At 44.2% G+C, this 16920-nt stretch carries 18 protein-coding genes; 16 read left to right on the top strand and 2 right to left on the bottom strand.

The window, feature by feature from the left end; genetic code table 11:
* Nucleotides 1–21: 21 nt before the first annotated feature.
* Nucleotides 22–468: a YaiI/YqxD family protein gene (locus AB5627_RS10760; protein WP_022287837.1), complete on the bottom strand. Its 447-nt coding sequence runs from the start codon at nucleotides 466–468 to the stop codon at nucleotides 22–24.
* The gene (locus tag AB5627_RS10765; RefSeq protein ID WP_022287838.1) at nucleotides 465–1064 is read right to left on the bottom strand and encodes a hypothetical protein; all 600 of its coding nucleotides are present in this window, start codon (nucleotides 1062–1064) and stop codon (nucleotides 465–467) included. The genes AB5627_RS10760 and AB5627_RS10765 overlap by 4 nt, the downstream gene beginning before the upstream one ends.
* Nucleotides 1065–1300: 236 nt before the next feature.
* Here AB5627_RS10765 and glmS point away from each other — a divergent pair, with 236 nt between their 5' ends.
* The 16 genes from glmS to spoVM all read left to right on the top strand — a co-directional run bounded on the left by glmS (nucleotide 1301) and on the right by spoVM (nucleotide 16805).
* Nucleotides 1301–3121: a glutamine--fructose-6-phosphate transaminase (isomerizing) gene (glmS, locus tag AB5627_RS10770; protein ID WP_022287839.1), complete on the top strand. Its 1821-nt coding sequence runs from the start codon at nucleotides 1301–1303 to the stop codon at nucleotides 3119–3121.
* 53 nt (nucleotides 3122–3174) lie between these two features.
* Nucleotides 3175–3822: an HAD family hydrolase gene (locus tag AB5627_RS10775; RefSeq protein WP_022287840.1), complete on the top strand. Its 648-nt coding sequence runs from the start codon at nucleotides 3175–3177 to the stop codon at nucleotides 3820–3822.
* A gap of 140 nt (nucleotides 3823–3962) precedes the next feature.
* Entirely contained in the window at nucleotides 3963–4841 is an 879-nt protein-coding gene (locus AB5627_RS10780; protein WP_022287841.1) for a YicC/YloC family endoribonuclease, read from the top strand.
* A gap of 14 nt (nucleotides 4842–4855) precedes the next feature.
* Nucleotides 4856–5113, top strand: a complete 258-nt coding sequence (gene remA, locus AB5627_RS10785) for an extracellular matrix/biofilm regulator RemA (protein ID WP_022287842.1) — start codon at nucleotides 4856–4858, stop codon at nucleotides 5111–5113.
* The gene (gene gmk, locus AB5627_RS10790; RefSeq protein WP_022287843.1) at nucleotides 5106–5750 is read left to right on the top strand and encodes a guanylate kinase; all 645 of its coding nucleotides are present in this window, start codon (nucleotides 5106–5108) and stop codon (nucleotides 5748–5750) included. The genes remA and gmk overlap by 8 nt, the downstream gene beginning before the upstream one ends.
* Nucleotides 5740–5949, top strand: coding sequence for a DNA-directed RNA polymerase subunit omega (gene rpoZ, locus AB5627_RS10795; protein WP_022287844.1), 210 nt, complete (start codon nucleotides 5740–5742; stop codon nucleotides 5947–5949). The genes gmk and rpoZ overlap by 11 nt, the downstream gene beginning before the upstream one ends.
* A gap of 30 nt (nucleotides 5950–5979) precedes the next feature.
* Nucleotides 5980–8445: a primosomal protein N' gene (gene priA / locus AB5627_RS10800; protein ID WP_368369836.1), complete on the top strand. Its 2466-nt coding sequence runs from the start codon at nucleotides 5980–5982 to the stop codon at nucleotides 8443–8445.
* Between the two features lie 18 nt (nucleotides 8446–8463).
* Entirely contained in the window at nucleotides 8464–8925 is a 462-nt protein-coding gene (gene def, locus AB5627_RS10805) for a peptide deformylase (RefSeq protein WP_022287846.1), read from the top strand.
* Nucleotides 8925–9857 carry a methionyl-tRNA formyltransferase gene (fmt, locus tag AB5627_RS10810; RefSeq protein WP_022287847.1) on the top strand — a complete coding sequence of 311 codons (933 nt, stop codon included), beginning with the start codon at nucleotides 8925–8927 and terminating at the stop codon, nucleotides 9855–9857. Before def ends, fmt begins: the two co-directional genes overlap by 1 nt.
* A 12-nt stretch (nucleotides 9858–9869) precedes the next feature.
* Entirely contained in the window at nucleotides 9870–11186 is a 1317-nt protein-coding gene (gene rsmB / locus AB5627_RS10815; RefSeq protein ID WP_022287848.1) for a 16S rRNA (cytosine(967)-C(5))-methyltransferase RsmB, read from the top strand.
* 4 nt (nucleotides 11187–11190) lie between these two features.
* The gene (rlmN, locus tag AB5627_RS10820) at nucleotides 11191–12237 is read left to right on the top strand and encodes a 23S rRNA (adenine(2503)-C(2))-methyltransferase RlmN (protein ID WP_022287849.1); all 1047 of its coding nucleotides are present in this window, start codon (nucleotides 11191–11193) and stop codon (nucleotides 12235–12237) included.
* 9 nt (nucleotides 12238–12246) lie between these two features.
* A complete protein-coding gene (locus AB5627_RS10825; RefSeq protein WP_242843618.1) occupies nucleotides 12247–12984 on the top strand; it encodes a Stp1/IreP family PP2C-type Ser/Thr phosphatase in 738 nt (245 codons plus the stop codon).
* 42 nt (nucleotides 12985–13026) lie between these two features.
* On the top strand, nucleotides 13027–15138 hold the full coding sequence (gene pknB / locus AB5627_RS10830) for a Stk1 family PASTA domain-containing Ser/Thr kinase (protein ID WP_368369837.1): 2112 nt from the start codon (nucleotides 13027–13029) through the stop codon (nucleotides 15136–15138).
* A gap of 3 nt (nucleotides 15139–15141) precedes the next feature.
* Nucleotides 15142–16026 carry a ribosome small subunit-dependent GTPase A gene (rsgA, locus tag AB5627_RS10835; protein ID WP_046441704.1) on the top strand — a complete coding sequence of 295 codons (885 nt, stop codon included), beginning with the start codon at nucleotides 15142–15144 and terminating at the stop codon, nucleotides 16024–16026.
* Entirely contained in the window at nucleotides 16019–16678 is a 660-nt protein-coding gene (locus AB5627_RS10840) for a thiamine diphosphokinase (protein ID WP_195221720.1), read from the top strand. The genes rsgA and AB5627_RS10840 overlap by 8 nt, the downstream gene beginning before the upstream one ends.
* A 43-nt stretch (nucleotides 16679–16721) precedes the next feature.
* Nucleotides 16722–16805, top strand: a complete 84-nt coding sequence (gene spoVM, locus AB5627_RS10845) for a stage V sporulation protein SpoVM (protein ID WP_117856231.1) — start codon at nucleotides 16722–16724, stop codon at nucleotides 16803–16805.
* Nucleotides 16806–16920: the final 115 nt, after the last annotated feature.

The raw sequence follows: 16920 nt of genomic DNA on the forward strand, positions 1-16920 counted from the left end.
TCTATATATTTTGTGCATATTTTACATAAAGTTAATATTATCTTCGATTAATTTGGTAAGAGCCACTCTGAAATCCTCGTCCTGATGTTTGGTGCGCTTTGGCGGACCTTTGAGCCTGCCACCGCTTCTGCGTATCTTCTTTGCAGTATGTCTTGACAGAAGCAGTGCATCAATGTTGGAGCTGTCATATATCCTGCCGTTCTGGTCCAAAGCAAGAACGTTTCTTGCAAGACACATTGCCGCAAGCCCATAATCCTGCGTCACGGCAATATCGCCCTTTAGAGCGATGTTCACAAGCTTCATGTCTGCACTGTCTGCACCCTTGTCGACAGTTATCACCTGTGCATAGTCAGAGCTGAAAATATGCGAGCTGTCGCAAACTATGATACATTCAAGCCCATGGCTTTTGCTTATAGAAACTGCGATATTTGTAACAGGACAGCCGTCAGCGTCTATAAGTATCCTCACGCCTTGCCGCCTTCTATATAAAATGTAGATTCCATATCTGCAATGTGGGTCGCCAGTGCGAGGGGATACATTTCAAGGGCAAGACCGATACTGTTCTTGTTTTCTTCTCCTGAAAAGCCCATGTGCCAGCGTATAGCCATGGCTTCCTCACGGGTCAGTCGCATATAGCTGCTTACTATGTAGACCGACTTTTCACCGTGGCCATATGGCAGTGTTTCGTGAAATTCATAGTATGGGACTTTCTCCCACACGCCCTGTTCGTTCTTGGCATTGCGGTAGCTTACTCTGTAAAGATTTACCTTGCAGATGTCATGAAGCAGTGAAACGATAGCAATGCTCTCGTCAGAGTATTCCATGTTGTAATCTTCCTTTACACGCTCACGCTCCAGATAGCTTTTCAGGCACTCATAAACGTGTATGCTGTGTTCGCACAAGCCACCCTCGTATGCTCCGTGGTATCTTGTAGAAGCAGGTGCAACAAAGAAGTCGCTGTTTTCTGAAAGCAGATAATTGAGCAGCTTTTCCGAACCCGGGCGCTTTATGTTTTCCGTGTAGATTTCAACGAATTTGTCTTTAAGTTCTGTTACCTTTGACATAGTTGACCTCCTGTAAAAATATTATATTATGATAAGCTTTAGCGTTTTAGTTTTACCAAACTAATTATAACATATTTTTTGTAAGATTAACAGTACTTTTCGCTAATTTTTGCATTTGCTATTGCTTTTTCATGCAAAATATGCTATGATATATTATATTTATGTGGATATGGTTTGGAAAAATATAAGAAATTTAATGATTTTTAACAAATGAGAATGAAAGGAGTTGCTTATACATGTGCGGAATAGTAGGCTATGTGGGAAAAAAGGATTGTACAAAGGTGCTGCTTGACTCACTGTCAAAGCTTGAATACAGAGGTTATGACTCAGCAGGAATAGCTGTTTTTGAGAACGATGCTATCAAGACAAAAAAGACAAAGGGCAGACTTGCTGACCTTGAAGAAAAGCTTAAAAGAGAGGGCTGGCTCAACGGTACTTGCGGTATAGGCCACACACGCTGGGCTACACACGGCGAGCCGTCTGATATAAATTCACACCCTCACGGAAATGCGAATATTTCTATCGTTCATAATGGTATCATTGAAAACTACAGAACTATCAAGGATTTTCTGCTGAAAAAGGGATATGTCTTTGAATCTCAGACAGATACAGAAACAGTTGCAAAGCTTCTTGATTATTATTATGAGGGCGACCCTATGGCGACAATACAGAAGGTTCTTGCTGAGATAGAGGGTTCATATGCTCTCGGTATCATATTCAAGGATTTTCCAAGAAGAATATATGCAGTAAGAAAGGATTCTCCTCTTATCGTTGCAGTTGGCGAGGACGAAGCTTTTATAGCTTCTGATGTGCCTGCAATACTGAAATATACGAAGAATTATTATCTTCTTGACGAGAACGAGATAGCTGTCCTTGACGATGGCAAGGTGGAGTTCTTTGACGTTCACGGAATGCCAGTTGAGAAAGAGATGCTCGTTGCTGACTTTGATATGGAAGCCGCTGAGAAGGGCGGATATGCTCACTTTATGCTCAAAGAGATTCACGAACAGCCAACAGCTATAAAAACAACTATCACACCAAGAATAGTTGACGGTATGCCAAATCTTGAAGAGTGTGGTCTTACATATGACAGACTCAAGGGCTATAACAACATCTTCGTTGTTGCCTGCGGTACTGCTATGCACGCAGGTCTTGTGGGCAAGTATGTGCTTGAAAAGATCGGAAGAATACCTGTTACAGTGGATATGGCTTCTGAGTTTAGATACAGAGATCCTATCATTGCAAAGGGAGATCTTGTTATTCTTGTTTCACAGTCAGGAGAAACAGCCGATACTCTCGCAGCCCTTAGAATGGCTAAGGAGAGGGGCGCTGAAACACTTTCTATCGTAAACGTAAAAGGCTCGTCTATCGCAAGAGAGTCTGATATGGTGCTTTACACCCATGCAGGCCCTGAGATATCTGTAGCTTCCACAAAGGCATATATCGTTCAGCTTTCTGTATTCTATCTGCTGAGCTTTGCTATAGCATACGCTCACGGAGCTATCTCAAAAGAGGAGTGTATGAGACTTACAGCAGAGCTTCAGAACGTTCCTAATATGCTTGAAGTTGTTCTTAAAACACCTGATAATTGTCAGTATGTTGCTTCACAGCTTGTAAACAAGGAAAATCTTCTTTATATCGGCAGAGGTCTTGACTATGCACTTTCTATGGAAGGCTCACTGAAGCTTAAGGAGATATCATATATCCACTCTGAGTCATATGCCGCAGGCGAGCTTAAGCATGGCACTATCTCACTGGTAACAAACAATATGCCTGTTATCGCAGTCGCAACACAAAGAGAGCTTCTTGACAAGACCATAAGCAACGTCAAGGAGGTCAAGGCAAGAGGAGCGTACGTTGTCCTTGTTACTCACGGATATATCAACGTTGACGATGAGGTGGCAGATTATAAGATCGGTCTGCCGACAATAGACGATCTGCTCATGCCTATGCTGACAGTGGTTCCTTTGCAGCTTATCGCTTACTATACCTCAGTTCTCAGAGGCAATGATGTTGATAAGCCGAGAAATCTTGCAAAATCAGTTACAGTTGAATAAAATACAGGGCAATCCGCAAAGGGTTGCCCTTGCTGTTTGAAAAGGAGTTTATTATGAGCAAATACAGATATTTTGTTTTCGATTTTGACCTTACTCTTGCAGATTCTTCCGAGGGTATTCTGGAGTGTTTCAAGCACGTCCTAAAAGAGTTCGGCTATCCTCCAAAGGACGACAGGACTATCTACAACACCATAGGCATGACCCTTGTTGACGCTTTCGACCTGCTGACAGATATGCCTGACAATCCTCAGCGTGAGGATATGCGCAAGGCGTATGTAAAAAAGGCAGACGAGGTAATGGTGAAGAAAACATATTTTTATGACGATACTATCGCAATTTTGCAGACCTTGCAGAACGCAGGGGTAAAAGTCGGCATAGTTTCTACGAAATATCGCTATAGGATAGTCAATACTTTCAATGAGCAGGCAGGCTCTTTGCCTGTAGATATCATAGTTGGCGGTGAGGACGTTACAAGGGCAAAGCCTGACCCGCAGGGACTTGACCTGATAATAGAGCGTTTCGGTGCGGATAAATCGGACGTGCTTTATATAGGCGACAGCTACATCGACGCTGAAACTGCACTCAATTCAGGTGTGGATTTTGCAGGAGTAACAACTGGCTCTACCACTAAAGAGGATTTTGAAAAATACCCTCATATCTATATCGGCTCGTCACTGTTGGACATATTTCAGAATATATAAATTTTAAGTAAATATAATTTTAAATAAATGTGAAAAACTATTGCTATTTACGGAGCTTGATGTTATAATATAATTTGATGTACTATGTTAAGTACCAAGCGGATAACATAAATATTAATATATGAAAGGACGGGTATGCTATGATAAAAAGCATGACCGGTTTCGGCAGAGAGCATATCGTGGCAAACGGCAGAGAGATAATCGTTGAGATACGCTCTGTAAACCACAGATATTATGAATTTACTTCGAGAACTCCGAGAGCCTACGGCTATCTTGATGAAAAGCTGAAAGGCTTTCTTAAAAGCGGTATCTCCCGTGGTAAGGTAGAGGCGTCTGTTTCTATCTATAATCAGGAGGGTACTGACGCTGAGATAGAGCTTAACAAGGCTGTTGCAAAGGGCTATCTTGACGCACTGAGAGGTGCGGCTGACGAGCTTGACCTTGATGACGATATCACACTGTCACATATCATGAAACTTCCTGATGTGTTCACAGTTGTGAAGAAAACAGATGACGAGGAAGTTATTTGGAACGAGGTCAAGGACGTGGCTCAGGTGGCGTTAGACAGATTTGTTCAGATGCGTGAAACTGAGGGCGTTAAGATGTATGACGATATCAGCGGCAGACTTGATTACATCGAGGAAACTGTGGGCAAGATAGAAGATCAGTCACCTAGCGTTACTGAAAGCTACAGAGAAAGACTTTATGCAAAGATAAAGGAAACTCTCGGCGATAAGGACATAGACGAGCAGAGGATACTTACAGAAGTGGCTATTTTCGCCGATAAGGTGGCAATAGACGAGGAAACAGTAAGGCTCAGAAGCCATATCTCACAGTTCAGAGGGCTTATCAAGTCGGACGAGCCTGTGGGAAGAAAGCTTGACTTCCTTGTGCAGGAGCTTAACCGTGAGGTGAATACTATCGGCTCAAAGGCTAACGATCTCACTATCACAAAAATGGTGGTGGATCTTAAGGCTGAGATCGAAAAGATCAGAGAGCAGATACAGAATATCGAATAACGGCGGTGTGAGATATGCAGCTTATTAATATCGGTTTTGGAAATATGGTGTCCTCCGCAAGAGTCATTGCCATAGTTTCCCCTGAGTCTGCGCCTATAAAGCGTATCATTCAGGAAGCTAAGGATAAGGGTACTCTTATAGACGCCACCTACGGCAGAAGAACAAGAGCAGTGCTTATTATGGACAGCGACCATGTGGTGCTGTCGGCAGTTGCACCTGAAACTGTAGGCGGACGTGCTGCTGTTGACGAGGAGGACGATGACAATGTATAAGAACAATGCAAAGCTGTTTGTTATATCAGCTCCCTCAGGCTGTGGCAAGGGAACTATACTTGCAGAGGTCTTTAAAAACAGAGATGTGTTCTATTCTATATCCTGCACTACAAGAAAGCCCAGAGAGGGCGAAAAGGACGGCGTTCATTATCATTTTATAAGCGATGACAGCTTTAAGAAAATGATAGACAGCGGTGAATTTCTTGAACACGCAGGCTATGTTGGTCATTATTACGGAACGCCAAAGAAGCCTGTTCTCGCTAATCTTGAGCAGGGCAGAGATGTTATACTTGAAATAGAAACTAACGGTGCTTTTCAGGTGAAGAAAGCCTTTCCTGAAGCTGTGCTGATGTTTATACTTCCTCCGTCTGTTAAGGAGATAGACAGACGGCTTAGAAAGCGTGGAACTGAGTCTGACGATGTTATTGCTGACCGTGTAAGTCAGGCTGCCGGTGAGATCGGCAAAGCCGGCGGTTATGATTATGTGATAATGAACGACGGACTAGAGGACGCTGTGGAAGATTTTGTTGCAGTTATGAACTCCGTGAAAGCCGAGGACGGCAAGGCGGATAAATTCAGATCAGAAAATGATGATACAAAGAAATTAATTGACGAGGTGCTTAATTATGATGCTTAGACCGGCCGTAAGCCAGATTTTGAAGAACAATGAAAGCTATTATTCTCTAGTTATTGCAGTTGCAAAGAGAGCAAGAGAGATCACAAGCGACGCTTTTGACAACAAGCTGGTGCTTGATGAAAAGCCAGTAAAGACAGCAGTTGACGAGCTTTATAATGGCGAATACAAGATAATCGAGGATCCAAGCCTCAGAAAATAATCGAGGCTTTTTATGGGGAGGTGTACGGCTGTGCGTGGAGTTTTTATCGTGGCAAAGGTTGCAATAAGCCGTGCATCATACAGCTTTGACGCACTGTATAGCTATAGTGTGCCGGAGGAGCTGGCTCAGAAAGTGAAAAGCGGAGTGCGTGTGCTTGTGCCTTTTGGCAGAGGAAACCGCAAAGCCGTAGGATTTGTTGCGAGAACGTATACGGAAGCCGAGTATAACGATAAGCTGAAGCCTGTTATTTCCGTGGTGGACGTGGAAAGCCTTGTCACCGAGGAAATGATGAGGATAATAATGTGGCTGAAAGAAAACACTTTCTGCACCTATTATGACGCTTATAAATCCGTTGTGCCTACAGGCTTTTCCTACACTTTTTCACAGCATTACAGCCTTGTCAATACCTACATTGACGAGGATACTTTAAATGAAGATGAGAAAAATGTGGTGGACTTTCTCCAATGTGCAAAAAGTCAGAGGGAGATAGACAGCTTTCTTGACGTGCATAATGACGCACGAAAGAAGAAAACTGTCGACTCTCTTGTGGATAAGGGCTATGTTGAGATCAGCGATGCTTTGAAAAGAAAAGTCGGTGATGAGAACGTCAGCATGGTAAGGCTTTCTGACGAGTATGTGTCAGGGGAGATACAGACCACTCTTACCCCGAAGCAGACCCTTGTGGTGAAGCTTCTTGAGGAGGGTGGCTGTGCCTCTGTGAAAGAGGTCTGCTATATGACCAACTGCACTTCAAGCATACTAAAAAGGCTTGCTGACAAAAAAGTCATCGTGCAGTATAAATATGAGGTCATGCGTGACGCCATAGGTGAGCTTGGCGAAAGGCAAGACCCTGACGATATCATATTAAATGATGAACAATCAGCGGCATATGAGGGCATAATGGGGCTTATAAAAGCTGAAAAGCCCGCAGGTGCGTTGCTTTACGGTGTTACGGGAAGCGGCAAGACGTCTGTGTTCATAAAGCTTATAAAAAGCGTTATGGATATGGGTAAAACAGCGGTCATGCTCGTGCCTGAAATATCCCTTACACCGCAGATGCTCGGCAAATTCAAGTCACTTTTCGGTGATAAGATAGCCGTTATGCACTCGTCATTGTCGTTGGGACAGCGTACAGACGAGTTCAAACGTGTAATGCGTGGAGAAGCAAGAATAGTTATCGGCACAAGAAGTGCAATATTTGCTCCTGTCACCAACGTGGGAATAATCATCATGGACGAGGAGGGCGAGCCGTCATATAAGTCGGACTCAACGCCTAGATACCATGCACGAGATGTTGCCATACAGCGGTGCGGATATAATAACTGCGTGCTGTTGATGGCTTCTGCAACTCCGTCTTTGGAGAGCTTTTATTACGCTCAAAAAGGCAGATATCACTTGTTTGAGCTTAAAAACAGATATTCAAAGTCGCCCCTGCCGGCAGTCGAGATAGTCGATATGCAGGAGGAAGCGGCAGAGGGCAATGACAGCTTGCTCAGCCGTGTTATGTGTGATAAGCTCACAGAAGTGCTTGCGAAAAAAGAGCAGGCTATCCTGCTTTTAAACAGGCGTGGCTATACAACGTATATCACTTGCATGGACTGCCGTCAGCCTGTGGCTTGCCCTAATTGCAATATACCCCTGACCTATCACAAGAAAAACGATCGGTATATGTGCCACTACTGCGGATATACCATGGATAATATAGAGCACTGTCCACAGTGCGGCTCACAGCGGCTCAAATCAAGCGGCGTGGGAACTCAGCGTGTGGAGGACGAGTTGGAAAGGCTTTTTCCGCAGGCAAGGCTTCTGCGAATGGACGCTGACACCACTTCTTCGAGATATTCCTATGAGGAGAATTTCAAGGCGTTTGAGAAAGGCGAGTATGATATAATGCTCGGCACTCAAATGATAGCAAAGGGACTTAATTTCCCGAACGTCACAATGGTGGGTGTCATATCCCTTGACAAGGCACTGTTCACAGGGGATTTTCGTAGCTATGAGAGAACATTCTCACTGCTCACTCAGGTGGCAGGAAGAAGCGGCAGAGGAGATAAACCAGGGGTCGCATACATTCAGACCTTTGTGCCTGACCATTATGTGTTGAACCTTGCGGCAGAGCAAAATTATGATGAGTTTTATAAAGAGGAGATAGCACTGAGAAAGTCGCTGACATATCCGCCTTTTTGCGATATATGCGTCATAGGTTTTTCAGCACCCCTTGAAAGCAAGGTAATAGGCGCTTCACGCTGGGTGACTCAGCTTATAAAAGAGTATATCTCACAGCACAAGGTGAATTTTCCCCTCAGAGCGCTAGGCCCTGCACCATGCACATTTGAAATGATAAATAATCGCTACAGATACAGACTTATCCTGAAAACACGCAATACTGCGGATTTTCGTGAGATGATAAAGCACGTTCTGGGCGAGTTCTATAAAAATAAAGATTATCAGACAGTTCGTATCTATGCCGACATAAACGGAGATATCGGGCTTTAAGAAAGGATAGTTAAATAAATGGCACTCAGAAAAATACTTAATAAGAGCGACGAGATTCTTCACAAGGTCTGCAAGCCTGTTACAGAATTTGACGACAAGCTTGGTCAGCTTCTTGACGATATGACAGAAACCCTGAAAAACGCCAACGGCGTTGGTCTTGCAGGTCCACAGGTGGCAAAGCTTAGAAGAGTGGTCGTTATAATAATCGACGATAAGGTTTACGAGCTTATCAACCCTGAGATAACATGGCAGAGCGAGGAAAAGCAGAGAGTTCTGGAGGGCTGTCTTTCATGCCCGAATGAGTGGGGCTATGTTACAAGGCCTATGAGAGTTAAGTTCAAGGCGCAGGACAGACACGGCAAGTGGTACGAAATGGAAGTATCAGAGCTGTTTGCACAGTGCGTTTGCCATGAGCTTGCACACCTTGAGGGTCATCTGTTTACTGAGATAGTTGAAGAATTTGTAGAGGTCGAGGACTAATGAAAATAATCTTCATGGGTACGCCTGATTTTGCCGTACCAACGCTGAAAAAGCTTTATGACAGCGGATATGAGGTGCAGGCTGTTTTCACTCAGCCTGATAAGCCAAAGGGCAGAGGCTATAAGCTTACTCCGCCCCCTGTAAAGGTGCTTGCGCAGGAGCATGACACAACTGTTTATCAGCCGCAAAGCCTTAAAAAAGACGGCGAGGAGTATGTTAAAATTATCAATGACCTTGCCCCTGATTGTATCGTGGTGGCGGCTTATGGCAAAATGCTCCCTAAGTCGGTGCTTGATATACCAAGGCTTGGCTGTGTGAACGTCCATGGCTCGCTGCTTCCTAAATATCGTGGAGCAGGTCCGATACAGTGGGCTGTGCTTAATGACGAAGCTGAAACTGGAATTACAACGATGCTTATGGGAGAGGGCATGGATACAGGAGATATCCTTGTGGAAAAGGCTACTCCTATCGGCGAGAACGAAACAGCCGCTGAGCTTTTTGACAGACTTGCTGAAATGGGTGCAGAGGTGCTTGTTGATACCCTTGAAAAGCTCGATAAGGGTGAGATAACTCCTGTTAAGCAGGACGAGAGCCTTGCGACTTATGCACCAATGCTCTCAAAGGAGCTTTGCCCTATAGATTTCACAAAGCCTGTGAGAACGATACACAAACAGATATGCGGTCTGTCTGATTGGCCATGCGCTACTACAGTGCTTGAGGGCAAAAGGCTGAAAGTATATAAGTCTGAGATAGCTTCCACAAAGCCTTGCGGAAAGCCTGCGGGCACTGTGGTGGATAACAGCGACTTTTCTGTTGCCTGCTCAGACGGAGTCATAAGATTTACTCAGGTGCAGGCTGAGGGCTCAAAGAGAATGGATACCGCTGATTTTCTCAGAGGCAGACATATCGAGAACGGCACTGTGCTGGGATAATTCGGAGGAACTATGGGAAACGCCAGAAAAACGGTTTTAAGGCTGCTTACAAGGCTTGAAAACAGCGGCTCATATTCAAATATACTTCTTGACGAGGGCCTTGAAAGGTCAGACCTTTCACCTCAGGACAAGAAATTCGCCGCAGCTCTTTTCTACGGCGTTTTGGAAAGACAGATAACTCTTGATAACATTATTCGGGAATATTCACGCAACCCTAAGAATAAGCTTGGTACTGAGGTCAGAGTTATACTGAGAATGGGTCTTTATCAGCTTTTATATATGGACTCCGTTCCTGACAATGCGGCTGTGGACGAGTCTGTGAAGCTTGCAAAGAAAAACAGAAATCCTGCGGCAAGCGGCTTTGTGAACGCAATGCTAAGGGAGTTTATAAGAAACGACAAAAAGCTTCCAAAGGGCAGAAATGCTACGGAGGAGCTTTCTATAGAATACTCCGCACCTGTATGGCTGACGGAGAAGTGGACAAGGGAATATGGTAAGGACATCTGCCTTGAAATGCTGAAAACCTCTGTGGGACAGGCACCTGTCACCGCAAGAGTGAACACGGTATTTCATTCTCTTGAAAGCACACTGGATATGCTCGCTGAGGAGGGCATTACCTTTGAAAGGCTGTCCGTCCTGCCTGATTGCATAAGGATATGCGGTGCAGGAGCGGTGGAGCATACTAAGGCTTACAAAGAGGGCAGGATACACGTTCAGGATCTTTCGAGCCAGCTTTGCTGTGCGGCTCTTGATCCTAAGGAGAACGATACAGTTCTTGATCTTTGTGCCGCACCTGGTGGAAAGACCTTTACAATTGCCGAGCGTATGAACAACAAGGGCAGAGTGCTTGCTTTTGATCTGCATAGAAATCGTGCAGGGCTTATTGAAAGCGGTGCCAAAAGGCTTGGACTTGACTGCATAAGGGCAGGTGTCAACAACGCAAAGGTCTATGACGAGAAAATGCCAAAGGCTGACAAAGTGCTTTGCGACGCACCTTGTTCCGGACTTGGCGTAATAAGAAGAAAACCTGAGATAAAGTATAAAGAACCCTCAGATTTCGACAGACTTCCTGAAATACAGTATGATATACTGAAAACGTCAGCGGAGTATGTAAAAGTCGGCGGAACGCTGGTGTATTCCACCTGCACGCTGTCAAGGGCGGAAAATGATGAGGTGGCAGACAGATTTTTGGCTGAACACCCTGATTTTGAGCCTGCATCGCTAGGCGAGGCTTTCGGTAGCGACAGCGGTCTTTGCAGAATGTCTATCACACCTGCAAAATATAATTCAGACGGATTTTTTATTGCTAAGTTTATCAGGCTGAGGTGATCTTTTGGTAGCATTTGATGATAATGGAAAAATAGATATATTGGGGCTTCTGCCTGACGAGCTGGAAGCTGAGATACTAAAGCTTGGAGAAAAGAAGTTCCGTGCAGGGCAGATATTTGATTGGCTTCATGTAAAACGAGTGTCAAGTTTTGATGAAATGACTAATCTATCTGTACAATTAAGGAATCTGCTCAATGAAAAATTTTGTTTAAAATCACTATTTGTGTCAAAAAAGCTTGAATCTCATACCGATAATACTGTAAAATATCTATATGAGCTTGAGGACGGAAATCATGTGGAATCCGTAATAATGGAATACAACTACGGAAACACCATTTGCGTGTCAACTCAGGTGGGCTGCAAAATGGGCTGTCGCTTTTGTGCGTCAACTATTGCAGGCTTCAAGCGTGATCTGACTTCCTCGGAGATTCTGGGACAGATATACGCTTCTGAGCGTGACAGCGGAAGAAAGATATCAGGCGTGGTGCTTATGGGAATAGGCGAGCCCATGGATAACTTTGATAATGTTGTGAATTTCCTTGAAGTGCTGTCCTGTCCAAAGGGCTTTAATATGTCGCTAAGGCACGTTTCGGTGTCTACCTGCGGCATTGTGCCGAGGATATATGAGCTTGCAGAGAAAAAGCTGGGCATAACATTGTCTATCTCTTTGCACGCTTCCAATAATAAGAGCAGGAGCGAGATAATGCCTGTTAATGACAGGTATGATATCAACGAGCTTCTTGCCGCCTGCCGATACTATTTTAAGGTAACGGGCAGGAGAATTTCTTTTGAATATGCTTTGATAGACGGGCATAACGATTCTATGGAGGACGCAAGGGAGCTTGCGGAGCTTCTGGGCGGATTTGTCTGTCATGTGAATATAATCCCTGTTAATAAGATAAAGGAGCGTAATTATCATTCTGACAGAAAGTCAGCCAACAGATTCAGAGGATATCTGGAGAAGCTTGGGATAAACGCTACTGTGAGGCGGACCTTGGGTGCGGATATAGACGCTGCCTGCGGTCAGCTAAGACGAGAATATGAGATCTGATAAAAGGTGGTGAATCGCTTGTTTATAGCGTCTGATACAGACATCGGAAAAAAACGCAGTGAAAATCAGGACAGAGTGCATGCTGAATTTCTTGCTGACAATGTTGCCGTTGCGGTGGTCTGTGACGGTATGGGCGGAGCGTCATCAGGCGGAGTTGCCAGTCAGCTTGCCATTGACGCAGTAGTAAAACGTATCAAGGAAAATTTCCGAAAAGATATGAAACCAAATTCCATAAGAAATCTTATGCTCACTTCAGTGCATTATGCGAATACGATCGTGTATGGCAAGAGCAAGGAGGATATTGACAAAAACGGCATGGGTACTACCTGCGTTGCGGCATTGGTGGTGGATAAGACCGTCTATATGGTGAGCGTGGGCGACAGCCGTGGATATCTTCTTACCAAGGACGGTATAGCTCAGATAACCACTGACCATACTTATGTGGAAATGCTTTATAGGTCGGGTCAGATAACCAAAGAAGAAGCGAAAAATCATCATATGAGAAACGTTATCACAAAGGCTGTGGGCGTTGAATCAGATGTTGAGGTCGATTATTTCGAACTTGAAGAAAATGATAATTTTGCGGTGCTGCTTTGCTCTGACGGTCTGACCAATTATTGCACAGACAATATGATATATGAAACTGTGTTTGGCAATAATCTTGACGAGGCTATAAAACAGCTTATTGCTTTCGCAAACGAATGCGGCGGTAAAGATAATATTACTGCTGCGGTAATAGCAAATTAATGGAATGACAATAAAACATGAATAATATAGGAGTTGAATTACATGGATTCTAATATCGGCAAAAAGCTAGACGGCAGATATGAGATAACCGAGCTTATCGGCGTAGGCGGAATGGCTGACGTTTATAAGGCAGTTGACGTTATGGAAAACCGTACTGTTGCGGTAAAGATACTTAAGCCTGAGTTTTCACAGAACGAGGAATTTCTCAGACGCTTCAGAAACGAGAGCAAGGCTATCGCTGTACTTTCTCACCCTAATATCGTAAAGATATATGACGTGGGATTTTCTGACGAGATACAGTTTATCGTTATGGAGTATATCGACGGCATCACCCTTAAAGAGTTTATCGAGCAGCAGGGCGTGCTTAGATGGAAAGACGCTTTGCACTTTGTAACTCAGATACTCCGTGCTTTGCAGCACGCTCATGATAAGGGTATCGTTCACAGAGATATCAAACCGCAGAACATAATGCTTTTCCCTGACGGAACTATCAAGGTCATGGATTTTGGTATCGCAAGATTTTCAAGGATCGACGGAAAGACACTTTCTGACAAGACTATCGGTTCTGTTCACTATATCTCACCTGAGCAGGCAAGGGGCGATATGACAGATGAAAGATCTGACATATACTCTGTAGGCGTTATGCTCTATGAGATGCTCACAGGCAGAAAGCCTTTTGACGGTGAAAATCCTGTGGCTATCGCTCTCAAGCATATGCAGGAGGATCCGGTTCCGCCAAGAGAGATCATGCCTTCTATCCCAGAGGCTCTTGAAGAAATAGTTATGCACGCTATGGAGAGAGATCCTGCAAGACGTTATCAGTCAGCGGCAGAGATGATAAAGGATATAGACACATTCAAGCTTAATCCATCTGTTGTTTTCGGATATAAGAACAGCCCTGTTCCTATCCCTGTGGCTGATAACAATAACAAATATTTTGACGATGAGCATAGTGAGAACTATGACGACGATGAAGAATATGAGGACGATGACGAAGAAAACGATGACGAGGAAGAAAAGAAGCGTTCTTACGTTGTTCCGATACTCCTTGCTGTTACAGTTGCAGTAGTTATCATTGCAGCGTTCGTTATCGTAGGAGTTGTGTTCAAGTCATTCAGCGGTTCAAACGGTATGCACACAGGTACAGTTACACTGCCAAACTTTGTGGGCAAGAATATCGTTCAGGTTGAGCAGGATTATAAGGATAAGCTTAAATTTGATATCACCGAAGAGTATAATGACCAGTATGACGAGGGAATAATCACATTCCAGGGTCAGGCAGCAGGAAAGTCTGTTAAGGAAGGCTTCACGGTCACACTTACTGTAAGTAAGGGCAAAAAAATGGCAACTATCCCTGACATGGTGAAGAAAGACGGCACTGTGGCTGAAAGCGAGCTTAAGGCTGCAGGATTTATGGTCGTTAAGAGAGATATATGGTCTGAGGATATAGCTTCAGGTCTTGTTGTGAAAACACAGCCGGCAGCAGGCGAGCAGTATGCCGTAGGTGCGACTGTTGCTTTGTTTGTAAGTAAGGGTCCTGTTGAAACAAGAGTCAAAGTACCAAGCGTTGTAGGTCTTACAGAAGAAAAGGCAGTTGCAATGCTCAAGGAGAACAAGCTCAAGGCTGAGGTCAAGGAGATCGAGCATGAGGGCGATAAGGGCAAGGTCATCGAGCAGGATACAGATGAAGGCACATATGTTGAGCGTGACACAACTGTTACTATTTACGTTTCGACCGGAGAAACTTCACCTGTTGAGGTAACATTCTCACTGCCACTCCCAAGTGGTATCCACGGCTCATATTCTATAGACATCTACAATAACGGCAACGTTGCTTATACACAGAAGATCGGCAGTGGAGAATCTGTTGCAGGCGGTTCTGTAAATGTAACTGTAAAGGGCAAGAAGACAGAAACTCTGACTATCTTCATCACAAATGACGAAAATCAGCAGAAGTGCCGTTATGCAGTATATGACATAGATTATGATAAGCAGACAGCTACTCTTAGCGGAAGCCTGAATGAAAGCGGTCTGATCGACATTACTCCGACAACGACCACAACTACTACAACTACGACCACAACAACTACTACAACTACCACTACTGAAGCACCTGCACCGGAGCCTCAGGAGCCAGACGAGCAGGGTCAGTAGTTCATGAATGGAATAATCGTTAAAGCTATCGGAGGCATCTACTATGTAGAAGCCTCCGACGGCATTTATGAATGTAAGGCAAGAGGAGTATTCAGAAGAAAGAACATTTCTCCTGTAGGCGGCGACAGAGTTGAATTTTCATTGGAGGACGACGGAAGCGGAGTTATCGAGAAGATAGAGGAAAGACGCTCATTGCTTATAAGACCGCCTCTTGCAAATCTTGATATGCTTGTGTTCGTTTCGTCTACCTGCGAACCAAGACCTAATCTGCTGTTACTTGATAAGTTTATTGCAATAGCTGTTTTCAAAAAAATAGAGCCTGTGGTAGTCTTTACAAAGATAGACAAGGAAAGCTGTGACGAGCTTGTGGACATATACAAGGGCGCAGGGATAAAGACCTTTCAGGTAGACAATACCACCGGCGAGGGCAGTGAAGCTGTTAAGGCAGTTCTGGAGGGCAAGCTGTCGGCATTTACAGGAAACACGGGCGTTGGCAAATCGTCACTGCTCAATAATATGTTCCCTGCATTGGGGCTTGCCACCAACGAGATAAGCAAAAAGCTTGGCAGAGGAAAGCACACAACACGCCATGTAGAGCTTTACAAGCTGGAGGGCGGTGGTTATATTGCCGATACCCCTGGCTTTTCGTCATTTGATACCAACAGATATGATATTATTTTCAAGGACAAGCTTGCAGGTTGTTTTCCTGAATTTCAGAAATACGAGGGCAAGTGCAGATTTCCTGATTGCAGCCACACAAAGGAAAAGGGTTGTGCGGTCATAGAGGCGGTAAAAAATGGCGAGATCGCAAAGTCAAGGCATGAAAGTTATGTGGAAATGTACGAGCAGGCAAAGCAGCTTAAGGAGTGGGAATACAAAAATGACTAAGAAATGCACTATCTTTTCAGGCGGTGAAGCGGTGTCGGCTCAATGTGTGGCAGAATACAAAGATTTTATTGACGATTCTCTTGTGATATCCGCTGACAAGGGCTATAAGCTTGCACAGGCAGTTGGCGTAAAGTCGGACATTATTATGGGCGATTTTGATTCTGCTGAAAAACCTGTTTTTGATAATATCGAGATCTTCCCCTCAGAAAAGGACGATACCGACCTTATGCTTGCCATAAAGGAGGGCTTTGAGTCGGGTTGTGATGATTTTCTCATATTCGGTGCAACAGGCGGACGAGTAGACCACTTACTTGGAAATATCCAATCTCTGGGATATATTTTATCTTGTGGCGGTGAGGGAATGATAGCCGCAGATAGGGAGATAATTCGGCTTTATCGTGCAGGAAGTTACAGGATATATGACCGTGAGGGCTTTTCGTTCTCGCTGGTGGCATATACCGATAAGGTAGAGGGTCTGACCATAAAGGGTGCGAAATATGAAGTAGAGGACTGTCTGCTGACCAATGCTTTCCCACTTGGCATATCAAACGTGGTTAAAGGCTTTGATGGGCAGGATAGAAAATACGCTGAGATATCATTCAAAAGCGGCTATCTGCTGTCAGTACAGTCAAAAATGGTAACCGATTTTTGATTTTTGAATAATATAAACTATAACTATTCGGGAGGTAATACTTATGAAAGTTGTAGTTGTAAAAAGTCCAAAGGTCATATCGGGTTTAATGAGGCTTATTTTCAAGATCAAAAAGGAAGAAGAATAGGATAACTGGCGGTACTCGTGTGATATAATCCCCTTAGAGTAGACACATGAAATAATAAAATGGTGTAACTCTAAAGGGGGTTATTTTATGTCAAAGAAGAAATCACTTACAAGTG

Origin of the sequence: Ruminococcus sp. RTP21198st1_G1_RTP21198_201120, assembly GCF_040924265.1 — a bacterium.
GTDB lineage: Bacteria > Bacillota > Clostridia > Oscillospirales > Ruminococcaceae > Hominimerdicola > Hominimerdicola aceti.

What these genes read in the sequence shown, in the direction of transcription:
- AB5627_RS10765 (WP_022287838.1), bottom strand. Translation starts at nt 1,064, where the DNA reads ATGTCAAAGGTAACAGAACTTAAAGACAAATTCGTTGAAATCTACACG.
- glmS (WP_022287839.1), top strand. Translation starts at nt 1,301, where the DNA reads ATGTGCGGAATAGTAGGCTATGTGGGAAAAAAGGATTGTACAAAGGTG.
- AB5627_RS10775 (WP_022287840.1), top strand. Translation starts at nt 3,175, where the DNA reads ATGAGCAAATACAGATATTTTGTTTTCGATTTTGACCTTACTCTTGCA.
- AB5627_RS10780 (WP_022287841.1), top strand. Translation starts at nt 3,963, where the DNA reads ATGATAAAAAGCATGACCGGTTTCGGCAGAGAGCATATCGTGGCAAAC.
- remA (WP_022287842.1), top strand. Translation starts at nt 4,856, where the DNA reads ATGCAGCTTATTAATATCGGTTTTGGAAATATGGTGTCCTCCGCAAGA.
- gmk (WP_022287843.1), top strand. Translation starts at nt 5,106, where the DNA reads ATGTATAAGAACAATGCAAAGCTGTTTGTTATATCAGCTCCCTCAGGC.
- rpoZ (WP_022287844.1), top strand. Translation starts at nt 5,740, where the DNA reads ATGATGCTTAGACCGGCCGTAAGCCAGATTTTGAAGAACAATGAAAGC.
- def (WP_022287846.1), top strand. Translation starts at nt 8,464, where the DNA reads ATGGCACTCAGAAAAATACTTAATAAGAGCGACGAGATTCTTCACAAG.
- fmt (WP_022287847.1), top strand. Translation starts at nt 8,925, where the DNA reads ATGAAAATAATCTTCATGGGTACGCCTGATTTTGCCGTACCAACGCTG.
- rsmB (WP_022287848.1), top strand. Translation starts at nt 9,870, where the DNA reads ATGGGAAACGCCAGAAAAACGGTTTTAAGGCTGCTTACAAGGCTTGAA.
- pknB (WP_368369837.1), top strand. Translation starts at nt 13,027, where the DNA reads ATGGATTCTAATATCGGCAAAAAGCTAGACGGCAGATATGAGATAACC.
- rsgA (WP_046441704.1), top strand. Translation starts at nt 15,142, where the DNA reads ATGAATGGAATAATCGTTAAAGCTATCGGAGGCATCTACTATGTAGAA.
- AB5627_RS10840 (WP_195221720.1), top strand. Translation starts at nt 16,019, where the DNA reads ATGACTAAGAAATGCACTATCTTTTCAGGCGGTGAAGCGGTGTCGGCT.
- spoVM (WP_117856231.1), top strand. Translation starts at nt 16,722, where the DNA reads ATGAAAGTTGTAGTTGTAAAAAGTCCAAAGGTCATATCGGGTTTAATG.